Annotated in this window: 14 protein-coding genes; 7 read left to right on the top strand and 7 right to left on the bottom strand. The window is 65.7% G+C overall.

Annotated features, from left to right (window positions below):
- Position 1: 1 nt before the first annotated feature.
- The 3 genes from ACQPYD_RS11220 to ACQPYD_RS11210 form a co-directional block, all read right to left on the bottom strand.
- Positions 2-4,927 (bottom strand): class I SAM-dependent DNA methyltransferase, encoded by a 4,926-nt coding sequence (locus tag ACQPYD_RS11220; RefSeq protein WP_433700925.1) that lies wholly within the window; start codon positions 4,925-4,927, stop codon positions 2-4.
- Positions 4,927-7,767 (bottom strand): DEAD/DEAH box helicase, encoded by a 2,841-nt coding sequence (locus ACQPYD_RS11215; protein WP_433700924.1) that lies wholly within the window; start codon positions 7,765-7,767, stop codon positions 4,927-4,929. The genes ACQPYD_RS11220 and ACQPYD_RS11215 overlap by 1 nt, the downstream gene beginning before the upstream one ends.
- Before the next feature lie 282 nt (positions 7,768-8,049).
- Positions 8,050-9,096 carry a serine/threonine-protein kinase gene (locus ACQPYD_RS11210; protein ID WP_433700923.1) on the bottom strand — a complete coding sequence of 349 codons (1,047 nt, stop codon included), beginning with the start codon at positions 9,094-9,096 and terminating at the stop codon, positions 8,050-8,052.
- Positions 9,097-9,320: 224 nt separating this feature from the next.
- On the opposite strand from ACQPYD_RS11210, the gene ACQPYD_RS11205 reads away from it, so the two are divergent.
- Positions 9,321-9,791 (top strand): hypothetical protein, encoded by a 471-nt coding sequence (locus ACQPYD_RS11205; RefSeq protein WP_433700922.1) that lies wholly within the window; start codon positions 9,321-9,323, stop codon positions 9,789-9,791.
- A 68-nt stretch (positions 9,792-9,859) separates the two neighbouring features.
- On the opposite strand, the gene ACQPYD_RS11200 is transcribed toward ACQPYD_RS11205, so the two are convergent.
- Together ACQPYD_RS11200 and ACQPYD_RS11195 are read right to left on the bottom strand one after the other, a co-directional pair.
- On the bottom strand, positions 9,860-10,204 hold the full coding sequence (locus ACQPYD_RS11200; protein ID WP_433700921.1) for a hypothetical protein: 345 nt from the start codon (positions 10,202-10,204) through the stop codon (positions 9,860-9,862).
- A 111-nt stretch (positions 10,205-10,315) separates the two neighbouring features.
- Positions 10,316-10,879 carry an ATP-binding protein gene (locus ACQPYD_RS11195; RefSeq protein WP_433700920.1) on the bottom strand — a complete coding sequence of 188 codons (564 nt, stop codon included), beginning with the start codon at positions 10,877-10,879 and terminating at the stop codon, positions 10,316-10,318.
- Positions 10,880-11,105: 226 nt separating this feature from the next.
- Between ACQPYD_RS11195 and ACQPYD_RS11190 the strand changes: the two genes are divergently transcribed.
- From ACQPYD_RS11190 to ACQPYD_RS11165, 6 genes are all read left to right on the top strand, one after another.
- Positions 11,106-11,966, top strand: coding sequence for a helix-turn-helix domain-containing protein (locus ACQPYD_RS11190; RefSeq protein ID WP_433700919.1), 861 nt, complete (start codon positions 11,106-11,108; stop codon positions 11,964-11,966).
- Complete coding sequence (locus tag ACQPYD_RS11185) at positions 11,966-12,151, top strand: DUF397 domain-containing protein (RefSeq protein ID WP_433700918.1); 186 nt, start codon at positions 11,966-11,968, stop codon at positions 12,149-12,151. Before ACQPYD_RS11190 ends, ACQPYD_RS11185 begins: the two co-directional genes overlap by 1 nt.
- A 146-nt stretch (positions 12,152-12,297) precedes the next feature.
- Positions 12,298-12,504, top strand: coding sequence for a hypothetical protein (locus ACQPYD_RS11180; protein WP_433700917.1), 207 nt, complete (start codon positions 12,298-12,300; stop codon positions 12,502-12,504).
- On the top strand, positions 12,501-13,055 hold the full coding sequence (locus ACQPYD_RS11175; RefSeq protein WP_433700916.1) for a DUF6879 family protein: 555 nt from the start codon (positions 12,501-12,503) through the stop codon (positions 13,053-13,055). Before ACQPYD_RS11180 ends, ACQPYD_RS11175 begins: the two co-directional genes overlap by 4 nt.
- Positions 13,056-13,898, top strand: a complete 843-nt coding sequence (locus ACQPYD_RS11170; RefSeq protein WP_433700915.1) for a helix-turn-helix domain-containing protein — start codon at positions 13,056-13,058, stop codon at positions 13,896-13,898.
- A gap of 251 nt (positions 13,899-14,149) precedes the next feature.
- Positions 14,150-15,313, top strand: a complete 1,164-nt coding sequence (locus tag ACQPYD_RS11165; protein WP_433700913.1) for a methyltransferase domain-containing protein — start codon at positions 14,150-14,152, stop codon at positions 15,311-15,313.
- Between the two features lie 483 nt (positions 15,314-15,796).
- On the opposite strand, the gene ACQPYD_RS11160 is transcribed toward ACQPYD_RS11165, so the two are convergent.
- Positions 15,797-16,669, bottom strand: coding sequence for a helix-turn-helix domain-containing protein (locus ACQPYD_RS11160; RefSeq protein ID WP_433700912.1), 873 nt, complete (start codon positions 16,667-16,669; stop codon positions 15,797-15,799).
- On the bottom strand, positions 16,666-17,214 hold the full coding sequence (locus ACQPYD_RS11155; RefSeq protein ID WP_433700911.1) for a DUF6879 family protein: 549 nt from the start codon (positions 17,212-17,214) through the stop codon (positions 16,666-16,668). The genes ACQPYD_RS11160 and ACQPYD_RS11155 overlap by 4 nt, the downstream gene beginning before the upstream one ends.
- Positions 17,215-17,426: the final 212 nt, after the last annotated feature.

The raw sequence follows: 17,426 nt of genomic DNA, 5'->3' as shown, positions 1-17,426 counted from the left end.
GTCAGACCTCCCCGTCCCAGGTGCCGTCACGCTTGGCGCGTTCGACGATCTCGGTGAAGTACGCGTGCGCCTCGCGGTACTCGTCTTCTCGTTTGGCCTCGTAGAAGGGCGCGGTGTACCCGTCGGGGACTGTGTCGGTGGGATCGTCCTTGTCCAGATACTTCTGGAGATGGACGAAGTCTTCCTTGGTCTGCCCGTGACCGTAGGCATACCGGTCCTCCGCGACCTTGCGACCGTTCGCGTCAAACCAGGTCCGGTCATCGCGCCCAGCAAGGATCTGGAACCGAGCTTTGTAGATGGCGACGAGCTCTTCGGCGCTCATGCCCAACCACGTCGCGACAAGAGCATCAAGTTCAACCAGGGCAGCACGGCGTTCATATTCGGTGCGCAGAGGTGAGGCGTACTCCCACTCAGGGCTGACGTTGCTCAGGGGCGACAGGCGAGGCCAATCGACCGCCCAGGTCTCCTGCTTCCAAGAGTCGTCATAGAGCTCAGACCACAGAGGTGCGTAAGCATTGGTGAGGCAATTCAGTCTCATGGTGCGCACAAGAAGCGCAACCTCCAATGGATGACCCATAGAAGGCGAAGGCATATTACGAGCCTCCGTCATCTGCAAATCATCGCGCCCAGTGATCCTAAGAAGATAATCCAAAGGCAGAGACGACCAAAACCCTACATCAAGAACTAGACTCTGAATATTTCCCATCCATAGTGATTGGACTCCATGAACATGCATTGGCCCAGGCGGAATGAGAGCCGCAGAAAGGCTTCTCTCGGTATCAGAGGGAACCCTCCTACGCCAGGCCAGCCGATAGTACTCTGAGCACCTTCGACCATTCCATACAGCTTGACTAGAAAAATATTCACCCTTCCCACATGCCCTCTCGTAGTTTGCCGCAGGAATGGCAGACTGTGGCATCTTTATTGGATTCCACGAAATCCAGTCTTTTGCATGCCTGAACGGAATATTCGGCTGCTGGCCAAAGGGGGTCGAAGGCTCAATGTGAGGCCCCTGAAGAATGACCTCTTCGAGAGAATTAGGGCGATAACTACCCAGTCGAATTAGCCCTTCCTTGACAGCCTTCGCTTCATCAAATCCGATAGTAATTAGAGGGTTCTTGCCAGACAACTTTCCCTCAAAGTCTGCAAGTTTACCAATAGCCCCCATCTCAGAAGTAGTAACCGGATGCAAAAGGGGAACCTCCTCCACGGGAGTCCCTACCCCTGAAGAGACATTGCGCCACTCTTCGAGAAGGTTCGCATTAACTCGAATAACTCGAGAAAAGTGGGGGCGCAGGTCCCATTTTCCTTCAAACTTGACCCCCGGAACCTCCCCTCCCCCAGCATGAGAGAGTGACGGAATCACCACAGAAGCGTCATAGATCCAGTTCATACCAAGGAAATGAACTTCAGAACTCTTCCCATAAATATGCATTCCAAATTCTTTACTTCGCCCAACAGGGCTAGCGAAAGCCCAATTGCCAGCATTTACAAAATGCACGTGCAGCCGAAGGTGGCGATAGGCGCTGGCTCGCAGCCTAGCCTCTTTGGGTCCATTGAAATGCGTATCAGAATGAATCAACCCAGAAACGCCAAAGAGGGCCTGGGATCCCCAGGTCTTGCACATAAAAGCGCGATACAGGTCAGGCTTAGTGCCAGCCAAAAGAGGATAGGTACTCTCCCCCCTAAGGTATCTTGCCATTCCCATAACCTCCGCCATCTGACTCAAGGCGAAATCTCGATTAGCTTTAACATTCAGAACGCTTGACTTGCGTCGAGCCTTCTGGCCAGCTCCAGCGCCTTCAACCAAAGCAAACCAGGGATCAACCTCAGATAGCACAGAATCCTCTTGCCATTGAGGGCGCACCCACGGAGGATTGCCAACCTGAATATCGAAACCACCGCGATTGCCAAAGAGATAAGCAAACTGGAGTTCCCAATGGAAGAATCCGTGGCGTTCAGCGATATTCTCTACCTCCCGCAGCCAGGGGAAGGCCTCACCCAGCCGAAATTCATCCTTCATTCCCATAAGGCCAGACAGGGAGTCTTCGGCATCATCGAGCTCAGAGAGGCTTTCGATCTCTCCAAACAAGGAATCAACAGGAATGTCGTGGCTGCCCAGCAGGGCCTCGGCAAACTTGAGCCAGTTCTCCACCTCGGACAGGGGCAAGCTCTCTCGGGGTTCACCAAAGAGTGAACCGTCTCCCCCGGCGCCGCTCAGGTCCAGTGTGCTGTCCAGGCGCTCATACACCTCGTCGCTACCATCCAGCAGCCCGGCCTTCTGTACTGGCCAGAACCACAGCGCGCACCAGGCATCCATCAGAGTCTTGAGGCGCCAGTACGGGGTGCCCTTCTCGGTCAGGTTGGCAAGTACTTCCTCGCGCGGGATGACGTCCTCAGGCTGATCGATCCAATCCGCGCCATAGACATCAACACTCCGGCTGATCTCACGCTCGGACAGCTCCAGGCGCCGGATCACCAGGCCCCACAGGAACTCCGCTCGCCTCGACAACTCCTGCAACCGCCGGAACTGGGACTTCTTCCCAACCGTCTTCGGCTTCCTGCGCATCGCCTTGCGCCAGGCGTTCAGCTTGGCGGTGTCCTCAGGAGCGAGGTTCTTCGCTTCCTTTTCCGAAGCAACGCTTCCCCAGCCCTGGGCGGGCAGCAGGAAGTGGTGGATGTATCCGGCCTTGATGTCACCGTCCCGGAACGGCTGATCCTGCGGCGGGGACTTGAGCCACTCGCCCTTTTTCACTGTCTCGGGGTCGTACAACCTCCTTCCAGCCCCGATCAGTGAATTGCCGCGCCTCAGGTGCAGACCGAACCACGGCGCCTGCAAGCCCGGGTACATCACGTTCAACCACAGCGATACCTCGGCCAGCTCCACCGCAGTCCCGTTAAGGTCCACCCCGTACGCCCGGTGCAGGGCGATATAGGCCTTGACCTTCTGCAACTCCACCGTGTACCGCTCGGGGTCCAGCTCCTCGCCGCGCTCGGCCTGGGCCCGCTTGAGGTACTCGGCCGCTACCTGGTTGATCGCCTCGTTGAGGAAGGCACCCGAGCCCAGCGCGGGCTCACAGATCGTCCACTCCAGCAGCTCCCTCGCAGGAGTCGTCTCGCCGTTCTGGTCGAGGCGCTCCCGCAGGGTGAGTTGAACCGTCAGCTGGGTCAGCGACTCAGGCGTGTAGTAGGAGGCGCTGGTCTCCCGGTCACGTCCGGCCAGCCGGTAGACGAACGAACCAGGCTTGTAAACAACCCGAGGGCTCTCCTTGGTGACCTTGCCGTTCTCGTCCTTGACGCGCACCCACACGTCATCGTTGTAGTCGTCGACCTTGGACGCCGGAATCATCCACGAGCCGCCCGACGAGTCACCGTTCTTGGCGGCCTCGTACAACTCCTCCTGGGCGATGAACCCGGTGTAGGACATCAACCCCTCGTACACCGCGCCCAACTGGTTGATGCCGAGTTGCGCGTAGGAGATGAACCCGCCCCGGCCCTTGCGGCTGCCCCGCGAGATCATCAGCTTGCGCAGCACCTGGTACAGCGCCTCGTTGCGCAGCCGGGTGTCCAGCGTCCGCACGTCCGGCTCATCCGGGTCGTCGTCCGGGTGCGGCAGCCGAGTACCGATCAACCGTGTACGTTCGGGGTCGAAGAGGTCGGCTTTCAGCGGCTCGAACCGCAGCCCGTCACCCTCCGAAAGCCCCGCCGCCTCCGCCTCCGAGAGCTGGTGCCCGCGCGGGTTGTGGCCCTCGTTGACCATGCGGAACAACAGGTCCAACGACTGGTACAGGTGCGTGCTGCGCCGAGCCTCCTCGCCCACCAGGTCGCCCGCGACCAGGTCACCGAGTCGCGCCATGCTGTAGCCCTGGACATAGGCCTCGTCGTCGGCGGGCACCACGCCCAGCTCGGGCCGGGCCTCGGCGTACAGCAGGAAGAGGATCCGGTACAGGTAACGCAGGGACTGGCGGGCCAGTTCGTCGGCGAAGGTGCGGTTGGAGCGGGTGTCGATCCGCTCGGGGTCCACACCCTCCTGTCGCAACCGGGCCAGGACCTCGTTGGCGATGATCTCGACCGAGTCCCGCAGCCCCTCCCGCAGCTCCTTGGACACCCCTACGGCGTGCTGGCGGGAGGCATCTACGAGCGCCGCGATGGGTTCGGTGCCGCCCTCCTCCGAGGGTAGGAGCGCCTGGGCGCCGAAGAGCGCGGCGATGGTGCCGAGTTCGTCGGTGTCGTTGCGTCCGAGCGCGGTGTCCAGGCTCGCCGCGAGGTAGCGGCCCTCGCCCCACACCGAGCGGTCGGCGAGAGTCACCACGCCCCCGGAAAGGATCAGCACGTAGCGCAGGTTCTCGTCCCGGGCGAACAGCCAGGACACCAGCTTGGTGCCGAGGGGGATCTGCTCGCGGCCGCCCAGTTCCACCGGGTCGATGAGCCAGCCGGCGCCGTTCTCGTCCAGGGCGGAGTCAGGGTCGGGCGCCCAGCCGCACTCGACGGCGGCGACCGTGCCCTCGTACAGTGCCAGCCGAACCGGGACCAGGTCGTCGCCGTGCGGGAAGGGCGGCTCCAGCGGCTCCTCCTTGGGGCTGAAGCCGAGCGCGGTGAGCACATCCCGGTGGAGGGCGTGCAGGAGCTTGTGGTGGACCTGGTCCTCGGCCTCGCTGGGCTCGGCCCCTTCACGCACCTGTTCGACGTGGTCGGCCAGGGCGGAGCGGACCTTGAAGTACTGCGCCTTGAGCCGGCGCAGGCCCATGCGCGGGGTGACGGGTTCAGGGCTCCTCTTCTCATCCCGGGCCCGGGCGTTCTCCTGCTTCTCCAGCTCGGTCCAGCCCTTGAAGGGGCCGTCCTTGCCCTTGAGCTTGGCGGGCAGCACCTCGGCCAGGTAGTGGGCGGAGAAGTACTCTCCCCGGTTGGCCAGCGAGTCGTAACCCATCAGTTCTCCCCCTTCACCACGGCGAGGACGCGCAGCAGCGGTTCGCCCACCGTGCTCATCCTGCGCATCAGGCGCTGCTGTTCGGCGTAGGTGTCGTGCACCCGTTCCTTCTTCCGCCGGCCGCGAGGGTCCTCGCCCAGCCCCTCGAGGCTGAGCTGCTGCCACTGCTCCAGCCGCTGCTGGGGCCGGGTGAGGGCCTCTTTGATCCGGGCGTCGTATTCGGCACTGCGCTCGGCCAGGTGGGTTCGGGCGGCGCGAACGGCCGCAGGGACGAGTACCTGGATCCCCGTCAAGTCACCGGCCTGGCCGGTATTGACCATCCCGGGGCCCACACCCGCCTTCCGAACGGCCTCGAACATGTCCTCCACCCGGGGCTGGCCGGGCAGGCCGGTGACGGCCATCCACTCCACCACCGTGGGCTGGCCCAGCTCGTTGGAGTAGGTGCCCTGGACGAGGAAGACGGGGGCCTCGACGTCACCCCGAATGACCGGGGCCTCGTTGCGGTGGGTCTGGACCTGGACCTTGTCCACCAGCCACTCCACCAGCGGGTGCAGGTCGCTGACATAGCTGGTGTCCGGCCAGGTGGTCTTGGTGGCGCGGGCCTCGTCGAGCCGCTTCTGGGCGTGCTCGCGGTCGAAGGTGACGCGCAGGCGCTCCTTGACCTTGAGATCGCGCAGGTAGTCGACGGGCAGGGCGCTGAGGCGGTGGGCCAGGTCCCGGGGCGGTTCGAAGGCGAGGATGCGCTCGTCCTCGTCGACGGAGACCTCGCCCGCGACCGTGCTCAGCGCGGCGCGGACGAATTCCTCGGTGGAGTCGAAGAGCTGGGGCTCGGGGGCCCGCTCCGGTGCGGCCTCTCCCTCGGGCACGCCCACGTCGCCGAAGAGCACGTCTCCGGCCCAACCCGTGTCCTCGTCCTGCTGCTGGTGGGTGGCGTCCAGGGACTCGTCCACGGTGCGGCCCTTGAGGAGGTCCTGAATGAGCCGGTCCTCCTCCTTCTTGGCGCTGAACAGGCCGGTGACCGTCTCGGCGGTGCCCATGGCCCGGTGGGCCTTCTCCTCCCGGTCGAGGAGTCTCTCGGCGACGCTGGTGTCGTCCTTGGCCCCTTCGACGGTGGAGGTGAGGACGAGGGCGCGGAACTGGGGGCGGTGCTTCTGCCCGAAGCGGTCGATACGGCCGTTGCGCTGCTCGATGCGGATCAACGACCACGGCAGGTCGTAGTGGACGATGTGGTGGCACTGGCGGTGCAGGTTGACGCCCTCGGAGGCGACGTCACCGGTGACCAGGACTCGGACCTTGCTGGTCTCCAGGGCGAAGTCGCTGATGATGCGCTGCTGCTCGGTGTCGGAGAGGCCGCCGTGCATGAGCGCCACCTGCTCGGGTTGGAGTCCGAGCTTGCCCGGCAGAGTCTTGTTCAGCCACTCCAGGGTGGGCACGGACTCGGAGAAGACCACGGCGCGGGTGGGGCTCTTAGCCTTCACCCCGATCTCCTGGAGCTGGTCCACCAGGCCCTTGAACTTGGCGGAGTCGGCGTCACCGATCCCAGCGGCGAGATCGCGAAGGTCGAGCAGCGCCTTGTGCTCGCGCTCGTCCTCACCGTCCTTGAGCGCCCCGGTACCGGTGTAGGTGATGGTCTTGATCCGGTTCTCGACCGTGGCGGCCAGGGCCACGTGCGAGGACAGGAAGGCCTTGAGCAGGGTGTACGGGAACAGACGGCGTTCCTTGCGCACCACCGCGCCGCCCTCGCGCTCCTCGCCCGCCAGCCACACGCGGGTGAGTTCGGTGAAGACCTTCTCCTCGGCGGGGGTTGCCGGGACCCGCACCGACACCGACGGACCGCGCTCGGGCCAGTCGTCGCCCATCTCAGCGCGCACCTCGGGGTGCACCTTGGTGCGGCGGATGTAGAGGTGCTCGATGTCCTTGGCGGAGTAGTTCTTCGGGTCGGCGATGGCGGCCGGATCGAGCAGGCGGATGAGTTCGGCGAAGGACTCGGAGTTGCCGTTGTGCGGGGTGGCGGAGGCCAGGAGCAGGGCATCGGTCTGGGCGGCCAGCAGCCGGGCGAGCTGGTTGCGGAGGTTGCCCTCGTTGATGAGGTTGTGCGACTCGTCGATGACCACCGCGTCCCAGTGCATGCTGCGCAGGTGCTGGCCGTACTTGCCCTGGTTCTTGAGGGTGTCCACGGAGATGATGGCGCGCTTGAAGTACAGGAACGGGTTTCGGCCCGCGGGGATGTCGCGCTGGACGCGCTCCAGGCCCACCGAGTCCAGGCGGACCAGCGGGATGGCGAAGCGGGTCCACAGCTCCTGCTGGAACTGCTCCAGGACCTGTTGCGGGGTGACGACGAGAATGCGCTCGCCCCGGCCCCGGCGGATGAGCTCGGCGAGGATGAGGCCGATCTCCAAAGTCTTGCCCAGGCCCACCACGTCGGCGATGAGCACGCGCGGGCGCAGCTCCCGGAGCGCGAGTTCGGCGGGGCGGCGCTGGTAGACGAGGTCCTTGAGCAGGAACTTGTCCGGCATCGCCAGTCGGCGCTCGGACTGGGGCAGCGGGGTGCGGCGCAGCACCGACTCCAGGTAGAGGCGACTGCGCGCGTACCCGGAGGAGTCGTCGTGCACCAGCCTGGTCCGCTCGGGGTCCAGGGCGGTGACGTCCTCGATGCCGGTGAAGAACACCGCGTCCTCACCGCGAACGAACTCCGACACCCCGACGGCCCTGACCATGTGCCCGTCCACCGGTGAGGCGGCCGGGGTACAGGTGCGCACCATCCACTCCGCGTCGCGCACCTCCACCCGGGCCCCGGGGGCGAACGGGCTCGTCTGCGTCGTGCCTGCACCTTCGGTCACTTCAACGACCCTCACTGTCCGCTGTGAATCTGGATATGCGGATCGGCTGTGCGATCCGATCTGCGTCTTGTGTGGCCCGAGGCCCTCCGAGAGATCACGCGCCCCGCACGGACCCGGTTGACACATCCGCCGCACACGCGGCGATCGGGAGCACTTTGTTATCGGGTTCCCGTGTTACCGAGTGCCCGTCGATCACCGGGCGGGGCGGGTCCTCGGACCTTGCAGTACTGCCGGGAAGCACTGGACTGTCGGGGGAGATCGGCCCCGGGCGCCACCAGGCTCTCAGGCGGCGCCCGGGCGTGCATAGGCCTTGCGCAACCGCTCGGCCGTGCGCACCGCGATCCCGGCCCGCCGGCCGGTCCCGCTCCCGACTGTCGGGGGTACCGTCTCCACCCGGGTGACGGGAGCGTGCCGCCTGGTCGGTGGGACCTCGTCGGTGATCCCCGTACCCGGGACGTACGTTCGCTCCGCGAGCCGGCTGCGGGCCGCTGCCGGTGACATGTGTGCGGCGGCGAGCTGCTCGGTGAGCTGCGCGCGTACGTCCGCCAGGTTCGGCCGGTCCTGCGGCTTGACCGCCATCAGAGCGGTGACCAGCAGGAGCAGTCCGGCGGGGACCCCGGACAGGTTCGGTTCGATGTCCGCATTGGCCACGGCGTAACCCAGAGCATCCGGGGTGGCGCCCTCGTACGAGTACTGGCCGGAGGTGGCGTAGGCCAGCAGCGCCCCGAGGGCGTACACGTCAGCCGGGGTTCCCACCGAGGTCGGGGCGGTGAACTGTTCGGGTGCCATGAACCGGGGGGTACCCAGGCGGAGGTTGGTGTGCGTCAGGTCGCCGCCCGCGCCGCCGATGGCGACCAGGCCGAAGTCGACCACCTTGGGGCCGTCGGGGCCGAGCATGACGTTGGCGGGTTTGAGGTCACGGTGGAGCAGGCCCGCTGTGTGGATGTCGGTGAGCGCGTCGGCCAGGACGAGCCCCAGCGCCATACCGGTCACCGCGTCCAGGGGGTCGTGCCGCTTGAGATAGGTGGCGAGGTCGAGTCCGGGAACGTACTCCAGGGCGAGCCAGGGGGTCTCGTCGTCGTCCTGTCCGGATTCCACAAGAGAGGCCACCCCGGGCCCCTGCACCATGCCCAGGGCGGTGGCCTCACGGTCGAACCGCTCGCGCAGATCACTCTGGTCGAGGCTCCCGACATGCAGGGTTTTGACCGCGACCAGGGAATCGTCGTCGGTGCGGCCCGCGTAGACCACGCCCATGCCGCCCTTACCGAGTCTGCCCAGGATCTCGATACCGCCGAGCACGCGGGGGTCGGAGGGAGTCAGGGGTTTCACTGCGCGCCTGCCAATGCCGCCGGGGGCCGCGCGGGAGCCGGGGGAACGCGCGGTCTGCGGACCCAGGTTATCGCCGCTGACCTGCGTACTGAGCCGGGACCAAAGTCCCTTTCGGAACTCTGGCCACATGCGGCCACTGTAGACACACCCCATGGGGAGAGCGGCACACGAGGACCACGACAGGACGATTCACCAGGAGGGTCGATGTCTGGGATTCTGGGGGCATGCCCCACGTGGAGGTGTCACAGAGCACGGACCGCCAGCTCGAGCTCCTCGCCGGCTGGGAGGGAATCAGCAAGGGTGAGATCATCGCCCGGCTCCTGACCAGACTGTCCGTGACGGAGACGTTCCCGGGGTTCGCGAACGAAGGTACCCAGGTTCCCGTGTACGCCTCCTACAAGGAGCATCGTGTCGAGGGGTGGTTCGAACCGGCGACGCACAGGCTCGGCATCGTCTCGTCTCCGTGGAACGGCCAGGTGTTCGACAACCCCAGTCCCGCGGCCGGGGCAGTAGTGAAACACGCCAACTCGCTGCTTCCCCCTGGCAAACGTGTGAGTACCGCGCGCAACGGCTGGGCCTTCTGGAAGCTGGCAGCCACAGGGAGGCGATCCAGTCGCTGCGCCCCGGAAAACCCGCAGACCGGCGTTCCTGACCCCTGCCCCACTCTCCTGGCGGATCCGATACCCGTGTCCTGACCAAGGAGCAATGCGGTGGCGACCGTTCCGCCCGGAGGAACCGGCCGCCACCGACTGCGTCACCAAGGTCAGTGGTAGGCGGGCCTCGGCAGCAGAAGCCCCGATGCCTCGAGGTCGAGGACTTCCGTCAGGCCGTCGGCCGAGGCCACCCAGTACGACAGGGTCTGCTCACCGAACCAGATGACCAGGTTCCGGTGTCGACCCTGAACGGCGGCGGCTCGGGCGTGCTCACGAGCGAACTCGGAGCGGTGCCCGCCCAGGCGGGGCAGCCGCTCGGCCCGGCGCCTGCGACAGGACGGGTGCTCACAGGCCGAACAGTAGGGGCCGACGAGCGGATTGCGGCGAGGCAGCGGCGGGCAGGTCCGGTACAGCGGTTCGCTGGAGGTTCGGGGGCCGGGGATAGAATTCGTCATCGATCCTGCTTTCTGAGCATGTGGAAGTGTGCGGACTTCAGGGTTGTTGCGGGCCCGGGAAGAGCGTTGCCGCGCTCTCCTGGGCCCTTCTGCGTGCGGCAGTGTCGACGGCTAAGCGGTGGCGTTCCAGAGGCTGTCGGCCAGGTCGTAGGCCAGGAAGAACCAGACCTGCCGGTAGTCGCACATGCCGTTGTCGCCCCAGGAGGTGGCCAGGGCGTCGACCATGGCCAGGCCACGTCCGGACTCGGCGGACGGGTTCAGTCCGTGGGGGTCCGGGGCCAGATGGGAACGTCGCCCGGGAGCACTCTTCCTGTCTTCGAGGGAGCCCTGGTCGCGGCAGGTGAGGCGCAGACCGGCGCGGGTTCGCTGGCAGATGAGGGTGTAGACGCCGAAGGGCTGTCCGGAGCGGGAGTGCCGAAGCGCGTTGTTGGCGAGCTCGCTGCCCAGAAGGGTGAAGAGGTAGCGATAGTCGCTGTCGCGTTCGGCAGCACAGGTGCCCAGAAATGCCCGGACCAGCGGCATGTACTGGGATGAGCCGCCGAAGTCGTAGCGCCGGGCCTTGTAGTGGGCACGGTCGACCCGCCCGGTGAAGTAGTGGCGGCGCCGGGGCGGAACCAGCTCACCGAGCGGAACAGTCACCTCGGGCAGCGCGGGCATGGGTGCGATTGCGGGCATGACGAACAGACTCCTTGCATGTGGAGGAGAACGAGGGTGCTGCGTGCCCGCAGGAGTGAGACCTTCGCGTTTCCCGAACAGCGGGGAAGGGGCACGGCGTAGCCTGACCAGCAGAGACTCTGGGTGACCCCTTGATCACTGGCCATGTTCACGACCTTAAAACTTGAGCCTCAAGCTTGTCAACACTAAAACTTGAGGATCAAGTTTTTTTGGTTAGACTGAGGCCATGCAACGCTCCCACAGCCCTACGCTGCGCCGTCGCCGCCTGTCAGCCGAGCTCAAGCGTGCTCGCGAGGAAGCCAACATCACGTCTACGAACGCGGCCAGGTTGCTCGGCTGGGCAGCTGGCAAGCTCAGCATGATCGAGAACGCCGAGATTCAGAAGGTCAAGGCTGACGATCTCAACAAGATGTTGGACCTGTACCAGGTCACCGATTCCGACAAGCGCGAGGCTCTTCACGCCCTGGCCAGGGACGCTAAAGTCCGCGGTTGGTGGTCGAAATATAGAGAGGTGTTCGGGCCTCAGTCGCTCCCGGACTTCGAGGCGGAGGCATCAACCATCCGCACCTTCGAGTCGTCCGTCATTCCCGGTCTGCTCCAGACTCCTGAGTACGCTCATGCAGTCTTCCAAGGCGGGCGGTACACGGGGACAGAGGAGATCGAACGCCGTACTCAGGCACGTATGGCTCGGCGCGAGATCCTGACCCGCTTCAACCCGACGAAGCTCCGCGTAGTTCTGGATGAGGCAGCGCTCCGGCGCTTCATGGGCAGCCCCGATGTCATGGTTGAGCAGATGCGCCACCTGCTTCACATGGCGAAGCTGCCGAACATCGACCTACAGGTATTGCTCTTCTCCACCGGAGCCCACAACGCCCTGATCGCACCCTTCAGCATCCTGGAGTTCCCTGAACCCCTGGACCTCCCCATCGTCTTCATCGAGACTGCCACTGGTGGTCTCTTCCTGGAGGAAGCTGACGAAGTGGAACAACATACTGTTACCTTCAGCGACGCTCAGGGCTCAGCAATGAGCACTGCGCAGTCCGCGAAGTTCATCGCTGACGTCCTGAAATCCCTAGAGAGCGACTGATGACCAACGAGCTGGTGTTCCGGAAGAGCAGCTACAGCGGCCAGGGACAGAACTGTGTCGAGATCGCCGACCTGCCCAGCGGCGCGGCTGTTCGGGACTCCAAGAACCCCGCCGAGGGGCTCTTCCCCTTCCCTGCCGCCGAGTGGACCGCCTTCCTCCACTCCGCCCGCGACAGCCGGCCCTGAGCCGCCTCAACCGCGCCCAGCGATCCGCCCGCTGGGCGTGTTCCCTCTGGCCAGATTCGGACACGGACAGCAGTTGTCTTGATGCTTTCCGTGTCCGATCATGGTCCTGTCATGAATATCCGTGACTGGCCGAGAGGCTTGACGCCATGCGCCTGGAGTTCCTGGGAACCGACAGCCGGGACGGCGAGTGCCCGACCCTGTACCGAACCGACCGAGGCACCATCGTGGTGCAGGGGTACAAGGTCACCGACCCCGAAGCACTCGCCGACCTGCACGACCTGGCCGAGGACGAGACCGTGGTGGAGATCCCCGAGGAACTCCTCCGCTTCGCCCACAAGGAAGACTCCCCGTGACCAGGCCCCTCACCAAGGAGGAGTTCGCCCGGCAGTTCCTCGACTTCGAGCACACCGCCTGGAAGCTGGAGGTCCGGGACCGGTACAACGTCTCCGGTGAACGGCAGGAGTTCGAGTACTGGCTGCGCACCGGCGACACCTCCCTCGAGGAGAAGCACGCCCGAACCTCCACCTGGCACCGCAGCGTCCGTGACGCCCGCAGGGCCGGAAAGCTCTGGCAGCGGGTCCGCGTGGTGAGCGAACCGCTGAGCGACTACATCCGCTGGGAGCACGCCGCCACCCGATTCAACGAGGAGGCGGGGGAGGACATCCGCTGGCTTGCCCGCCACCATCCGGCTGTCGAGCAGCTGCCGCGGCGCGACTTCTGGCTCTTCGACAGCCGCTGGGTCTGCGTCCTGCACTTCGACGAGGACGACGTCCCCTACGAGTACGAGGTCATCGACGACCCGGCGGCCGTGGCCCAGCACTGCCGGTGGCGTGACATCGCCTGGCCGCACGCCGTACCCCACCGTGACTACGAACCCGTGTCCAGGAAGCGGTTTACTGCGTAGGTGTCCTACTCCCTCGAACGTGCCCGCCACGAGATCGGGCGAAGTCTGCGCGAGCTGCGCACCGGTGCGGGTCTGACCGGTGCGCAGCTCGCGGAGCTGGTGGGCTGGAGCCAGCCGAAGATCTCCCGGTTGGAGACCGGCCGTCAGACCTCTACCGGCGCCGACGTGCGGGCATGGGCCGGTGCGTGCGGCCGGGCCGGGGCAGCCGAAGAGATCGTGGATCGGCTCCGCGTCCTGGAGTCGATGTACGTCGAATGGCGTGTCCAAGAGCGTTCGGGCATGCAGGGGCCGCAGAACGAGGTCCGCGACCGCGACTCCAGGACGAGGGACCGCAGAGTCTACGAGTGCACCGTCATACCGGGGATCCTGCAGACGGAGCCCTATATTCGGGCGGTGATAGACCGGTACGCGAGCTTTCGCGGTGTTTCCATCGGGGTGGAGGAGGCTGTGCGCAAGCGCCTCCAACGCCAGGAAATGCTCTACAGCAAGCGCAAGAGGTTCCGCTTTCTCCTCACCGAAGGCGTCCTGCGCACCCGCTACACCGATCGTGACTCCATGGCCGAACAGCTCGACCGGCTCACCTCGGTCTCGGCTCTGTCCAACGTGTCACTGGGCATCATCCCGTTCGACCAGCGCGTGGTGTTCGACCCCGGGCACGGCTTCTGGATTCACGACGACCGGCTGGTCACTGTCGAGACTCTGTCCGCGGAGCTGCGGTTGACCCACCCCGTCGAGGTTGAGCAGTACGTCCGGGCCTTCGACCTGTGCGCCCAAGGGGCCAGGTACGGCAAGGAGGCCCGCTCCCTGATACTGCGTGCGATCGACTCCCTGGCGGAGGAATAGGCCGGCGCAGTCACCTTTATTCACGTGCGCACGCCAGCGTGGAGTGTTCCGCGCATAGACGCTCATCCCGCTTCCCATGGCGGGAGCCGTTCCCTAGCGTCGGCCTGGACTCAGAGAAAGGGTGTCGAGGCCATGGCAACATGTTCAGGGTGCAACGGTGCGAAATACGTCTTTGTCGGTGGAGACGGTTCGGGCCCGTGGTCGGACAAACAGATGATCCCCTGCCCCGACTGCAAGGGGACGGGAAAGGCGTGAGGGCCAGGATCGAGACCCTGGGGAAACGACGAGAGCAGCTTGCCGTCAACCTGAAAACGCAGGAGCGTATCCGCGAGGTGTTCACCAAGGTGCCCCGGCACCTGTTCATCCCGGACCGGGTATGGCCCTCCTTGACCGGTCCCCCCTTGGACCGCGACGCGGACCCGGAGGGCTGGGCCGACCACGCCTACGCCGACGCACCCGTCATCACCCAGGTCAACGAAGGGCGGGAGGGGCCCGCGAACGTCCCTACCTCGTCCTCGTCCGCGCCTTCGGTGATGGCGGCGATGTTGGAGGCCGCCGGGGTTCGGCCGGGGCACCGCGTGTTGGAGGTGGGTACCGGAACAGGCTTCAACGCGGCTCTGCTGTGCGAACTGGTGGGAACACGGGGCCGGGTCACCACCGTCGAAGTGGACCCGTGCGTGCTGGAAGCAGCCTGCTACGCCCTGACAGCGACCGGCTACCGACCGACGACCCTCCTCGGCGACGGTGCCGAAGGGCACCCGCCCGGGGCTCCGTTCGACTCCGTCATCGCGACCTGTGCCGTGGTACGTGTGCCGGCGGCGTGGCTGGGACAGACCCGGCCGGGCGGGGTCATCGTGGCCCCGTGGGCACCCGAGGTCACCCTTCCCGGCGCGATGATGGCACGCCTGGTGGTGGACGCCGACGCGAGGCGGGCGCAGGGGCGGTTCGTCGGCGGCGCCGATTTCATGAGCCTGCGCGACCAGCGAACCCGGCGAGGCGCTCCACCCGACCTCGACGCGGTCGCCGAGCGGACGTGGACCCTGGCAGGTGACGCACGCAACCTGGTGTTGGGCGGGGCCGGACCTCAGCTGGCGCTGATGAATCCCGGCATCGCCATGGGTTTCCAGCCCCTGCCCGGTCGAGGGCCGAGCTGTGTGTGGCTCGCGACCGCGGACTGCCCCTCGTGGGCACGGCTGCACGCCGACGGACGGGTGGAGCAGGGAGGTCCGCGTCGGCTCGGCGAGCAGATCACCGCCAGCCACGAATGGTGGCGGGCCCAGGGCAGCCCCGACCTCACAGAATACGGGCTGACCGTGGATCCCACGGGCGAGCACCGGGCATGGCTGCGAGATCCCTCCGGCCCGGGTTGGGTCCATGTGTCAGGCGCGCGTGGCGGACGTCCCGCCCCCGGCTGAGTGGAACCATGGCCCGTCGCACAACGACGTGCCGCCCTGGCCGTCCGTGGCCGGGGCGGCACAAGCGGCCGTCCCGCATCGACTGTCCCGGAAGGCAGGGCCGTGACCGTCACCACCCAGGTACGCACCTACACCGCCCGAGACGGTCTGCTCGACGAAGGGGGCCGACGCTGGAGGAAGGAGATCGTCCCCCTGAGCCTGGAGTTCGGCTTCCCCCGGCGGGGTCTGGATCGACCGGAAGCGCCACCACTTCCTCTGGGAGATCTCCTACGCCGACCCCGAGACCTTCGCCGAGCGCAACCGCCAGTACTGGGACTTCCCCGAGCGCAAGGCGATGGCCCTGGACGTGGTTGATCATCGTCGCCCTGGTTGCCAACTGCCCTCGACCTGATTGTGTCAGTTGGTGAGATTTATTCCCTCATGCCCCACATGAGCCTGACGCAGAGGGCAGCCAACCCATCCCTTGGTGAACGCGTCGGGCCCTCATCCCTGCGCCAGCCGGCGGTACTCCCCCGCGATGCGCTCCAGGTGGCTGACCGCCTCATCCCCGAAACAGGCCAGTTTCTCCAGCTCACCGAACAGCTCGACATAGGTCGCGACGTCAGCCGCTCCGGTCAGGGTGGCTGTCGCAGTCTCGGTCCCGACCATCACCGCGTCCTCGTCGTAGATGTTGAAGCCGTGCCCCGGGAAGACATGCGTGGGCCTGGTCCAAGGGATGACGCCGACCACCGCGTTGTGCGCCTGGACAACGACTCGGGCGATGTCCTCGATCTGGTCGGCCATGATGTCGGCCGAACCCGCCTGCCAGCGGAGCGCGCCCTCCGGCACGATCAAGTGGTGCCGCGTCGTTCCCTCGAACAGACCTCGGTGCCGCTCTTGCCTGGCCTCGATCGAAGCCTCCGCTTCCTGCGCCGAGACCTGGGAGCGGGGATCGTTGAACACACACCGGGTGTACTCGCGCGTCTGGAGCGCTCCGAGCACGATGACCGGGTGGAACGACCTGATGATCGAAGCCGAAGTGGTCAGGTGGTTGATCCTGCGCTGGAACTGGGACACGCCTCGCGCCATGATCACACGGCTGGACGCCTCTTGCCTCAGGCCCTCCGCCAGGGCCACCAGCTCCGCGCGCTCCTCACTCGCCACCCCGTAGACCCGGCACAGCGCCGCCACGTCGTCCACGGTCGGCAGCAGGAGTGCCCGCTCGATCTTGGAGACCTTGGACTGCGACATCCCCGCCGCCCGACCTGCGCTGACACCGCTGACGGCTGCGTCGGCGCGTGCCTCGCGCAGCGCACGGGCAAGCCGGTCGCGGCCTTCGGCGCCACGACCGGCGGAGGTGTTCTGCTGAGCCGTCATACAGTCCGGTTGGCTCTCCATTCCTCGGGATGGCACGCCCACCACTGAGCGAACGGCTCGGCGGCGGCAAGCGCCGCATCCCTGGCCTTCTGGTACCGGCCCAGGTTATCGACGAGTTCGGCACCGATGAACTCGCCGTTCTCGGCGTAGTGCATGCGCAGGGGGTACTTGTCGTCGATCAGCCAGAAGTCGTGGTCCACCACTTCCGGCGGGAGTGCGCGCTCAGCCAGGTCCAGGACGTGGATCTCCTCGCCTGCCTCGGCGTTGAGGACATAACCCCACTCACAGGCGTAGCGAAGGTAGTCGTTGAGTGGGGTGCGCAGGACTCGAACCCTATGCCTGCGGATGCCGGCGTCCCGCTCAGTCCGCAATGTCTCCAACCAGGGGCGCTTTCGGTCCCAGTCGGGTTCGGGTTCTCCAACCACAAACCGATGGAAGTCTCCTCCGTCAGAGCCGACGTCGTACTGGTCCAGGGTCTCCAATCGGAAGGCCGACTCTGTCAAGCGGGTGTCGAAGAACCCCAGCAGTTCAGCCACTGTGAGCACGTGCGGCCTCCTTCAGCAAGGACAGAGGGATCTCCACGGCACTCTCACCTTCAGGAAGGGGGATCTCGGTGAGGTCCCCCGGGGCCAGTGTGTAGCCCTGCACGATGATCGTTCCTCGATCGCTGGCGAAGACGGTAGGGCAGGTCACTCCGTCTGGGCATTCGCCAGCAAGCCGGGTGAGCTTCATCTGTTTCCTCCAGGGGATCGAAGTA

Origin of the sequence: Nocardiopsis sp. CA-288880 (genome assembly GCF_050955985.1) — a bacterium.
GTDB lineage: Bacteria > Actinomycetota > Actinomycetes > Streptosporangiales > Streptosporangiaceae > Nocardiopsis > Nocardiopsis tropica.
Note: the sequence above shows the minus strand (reverse complement) of the source record. Positions and strands in the feature narration are given on the sequence as shown.

Coding starts and splice junctions, on each gene's coding strand:
- ACQPYD_RS11220 (WP_433700925.1), bottom strand. CDS start 4,927: ATGGGTTACGACTCGCTGGCCAACCGGGGAGAGTACTTCTCCGCCCAC.
- ACQPYD_RS11205 (WP_433700922.1), top strand. CDS start 9,321: ATGCCCCACGTGGAGGTGTCACAGAGCACGGACCGCCAGCTCGAGCTC.
- ACQPYD_RS11200 (WP_433700921.1), bottom strand. CDS start 10,204: ATGACGAATTCTATCCCCGGCCCCCGAACCTCCAGCGAACCGCTGTAC.
- ACQPYD_RS11195 (WP_433700920.1), bottom strand. CDS start 10,879: ATGCCCGCAATCGCACCCATGCCCGCGCTGCCCGAGGTGACTGTTCCG.
- ACQPYD_RS11190 (WP_433700919.1), top strand. CDS start 11,106: ATGCAACGCTCCCACAGCCCTACGCTGCGCCGTCGCCGCCTGTCAGCC.
- ACQPYD_RS11185 (WP_433700918.1), top strand. CDS start 11,966: ATGACCAACGAGCTGGTGTTCCGGAAGAGCAGCTACAGCGGCCAGGGA.
- ACQPYD_RS11180 (WP_433700917.1), top strand. CDS start 12,298: ATGCGCCTGGAGTTCCTGGGAACCGACAGCCGGGACGGCGAGTGCCCG.
- ACQPYD_RS11160 (WP_433700912.1), bottom strand. CDS start 16,669: ATGACGGCTCAGCAGAACACCTCCGCCGGTCGTGGCGCCGAAGGCCGC.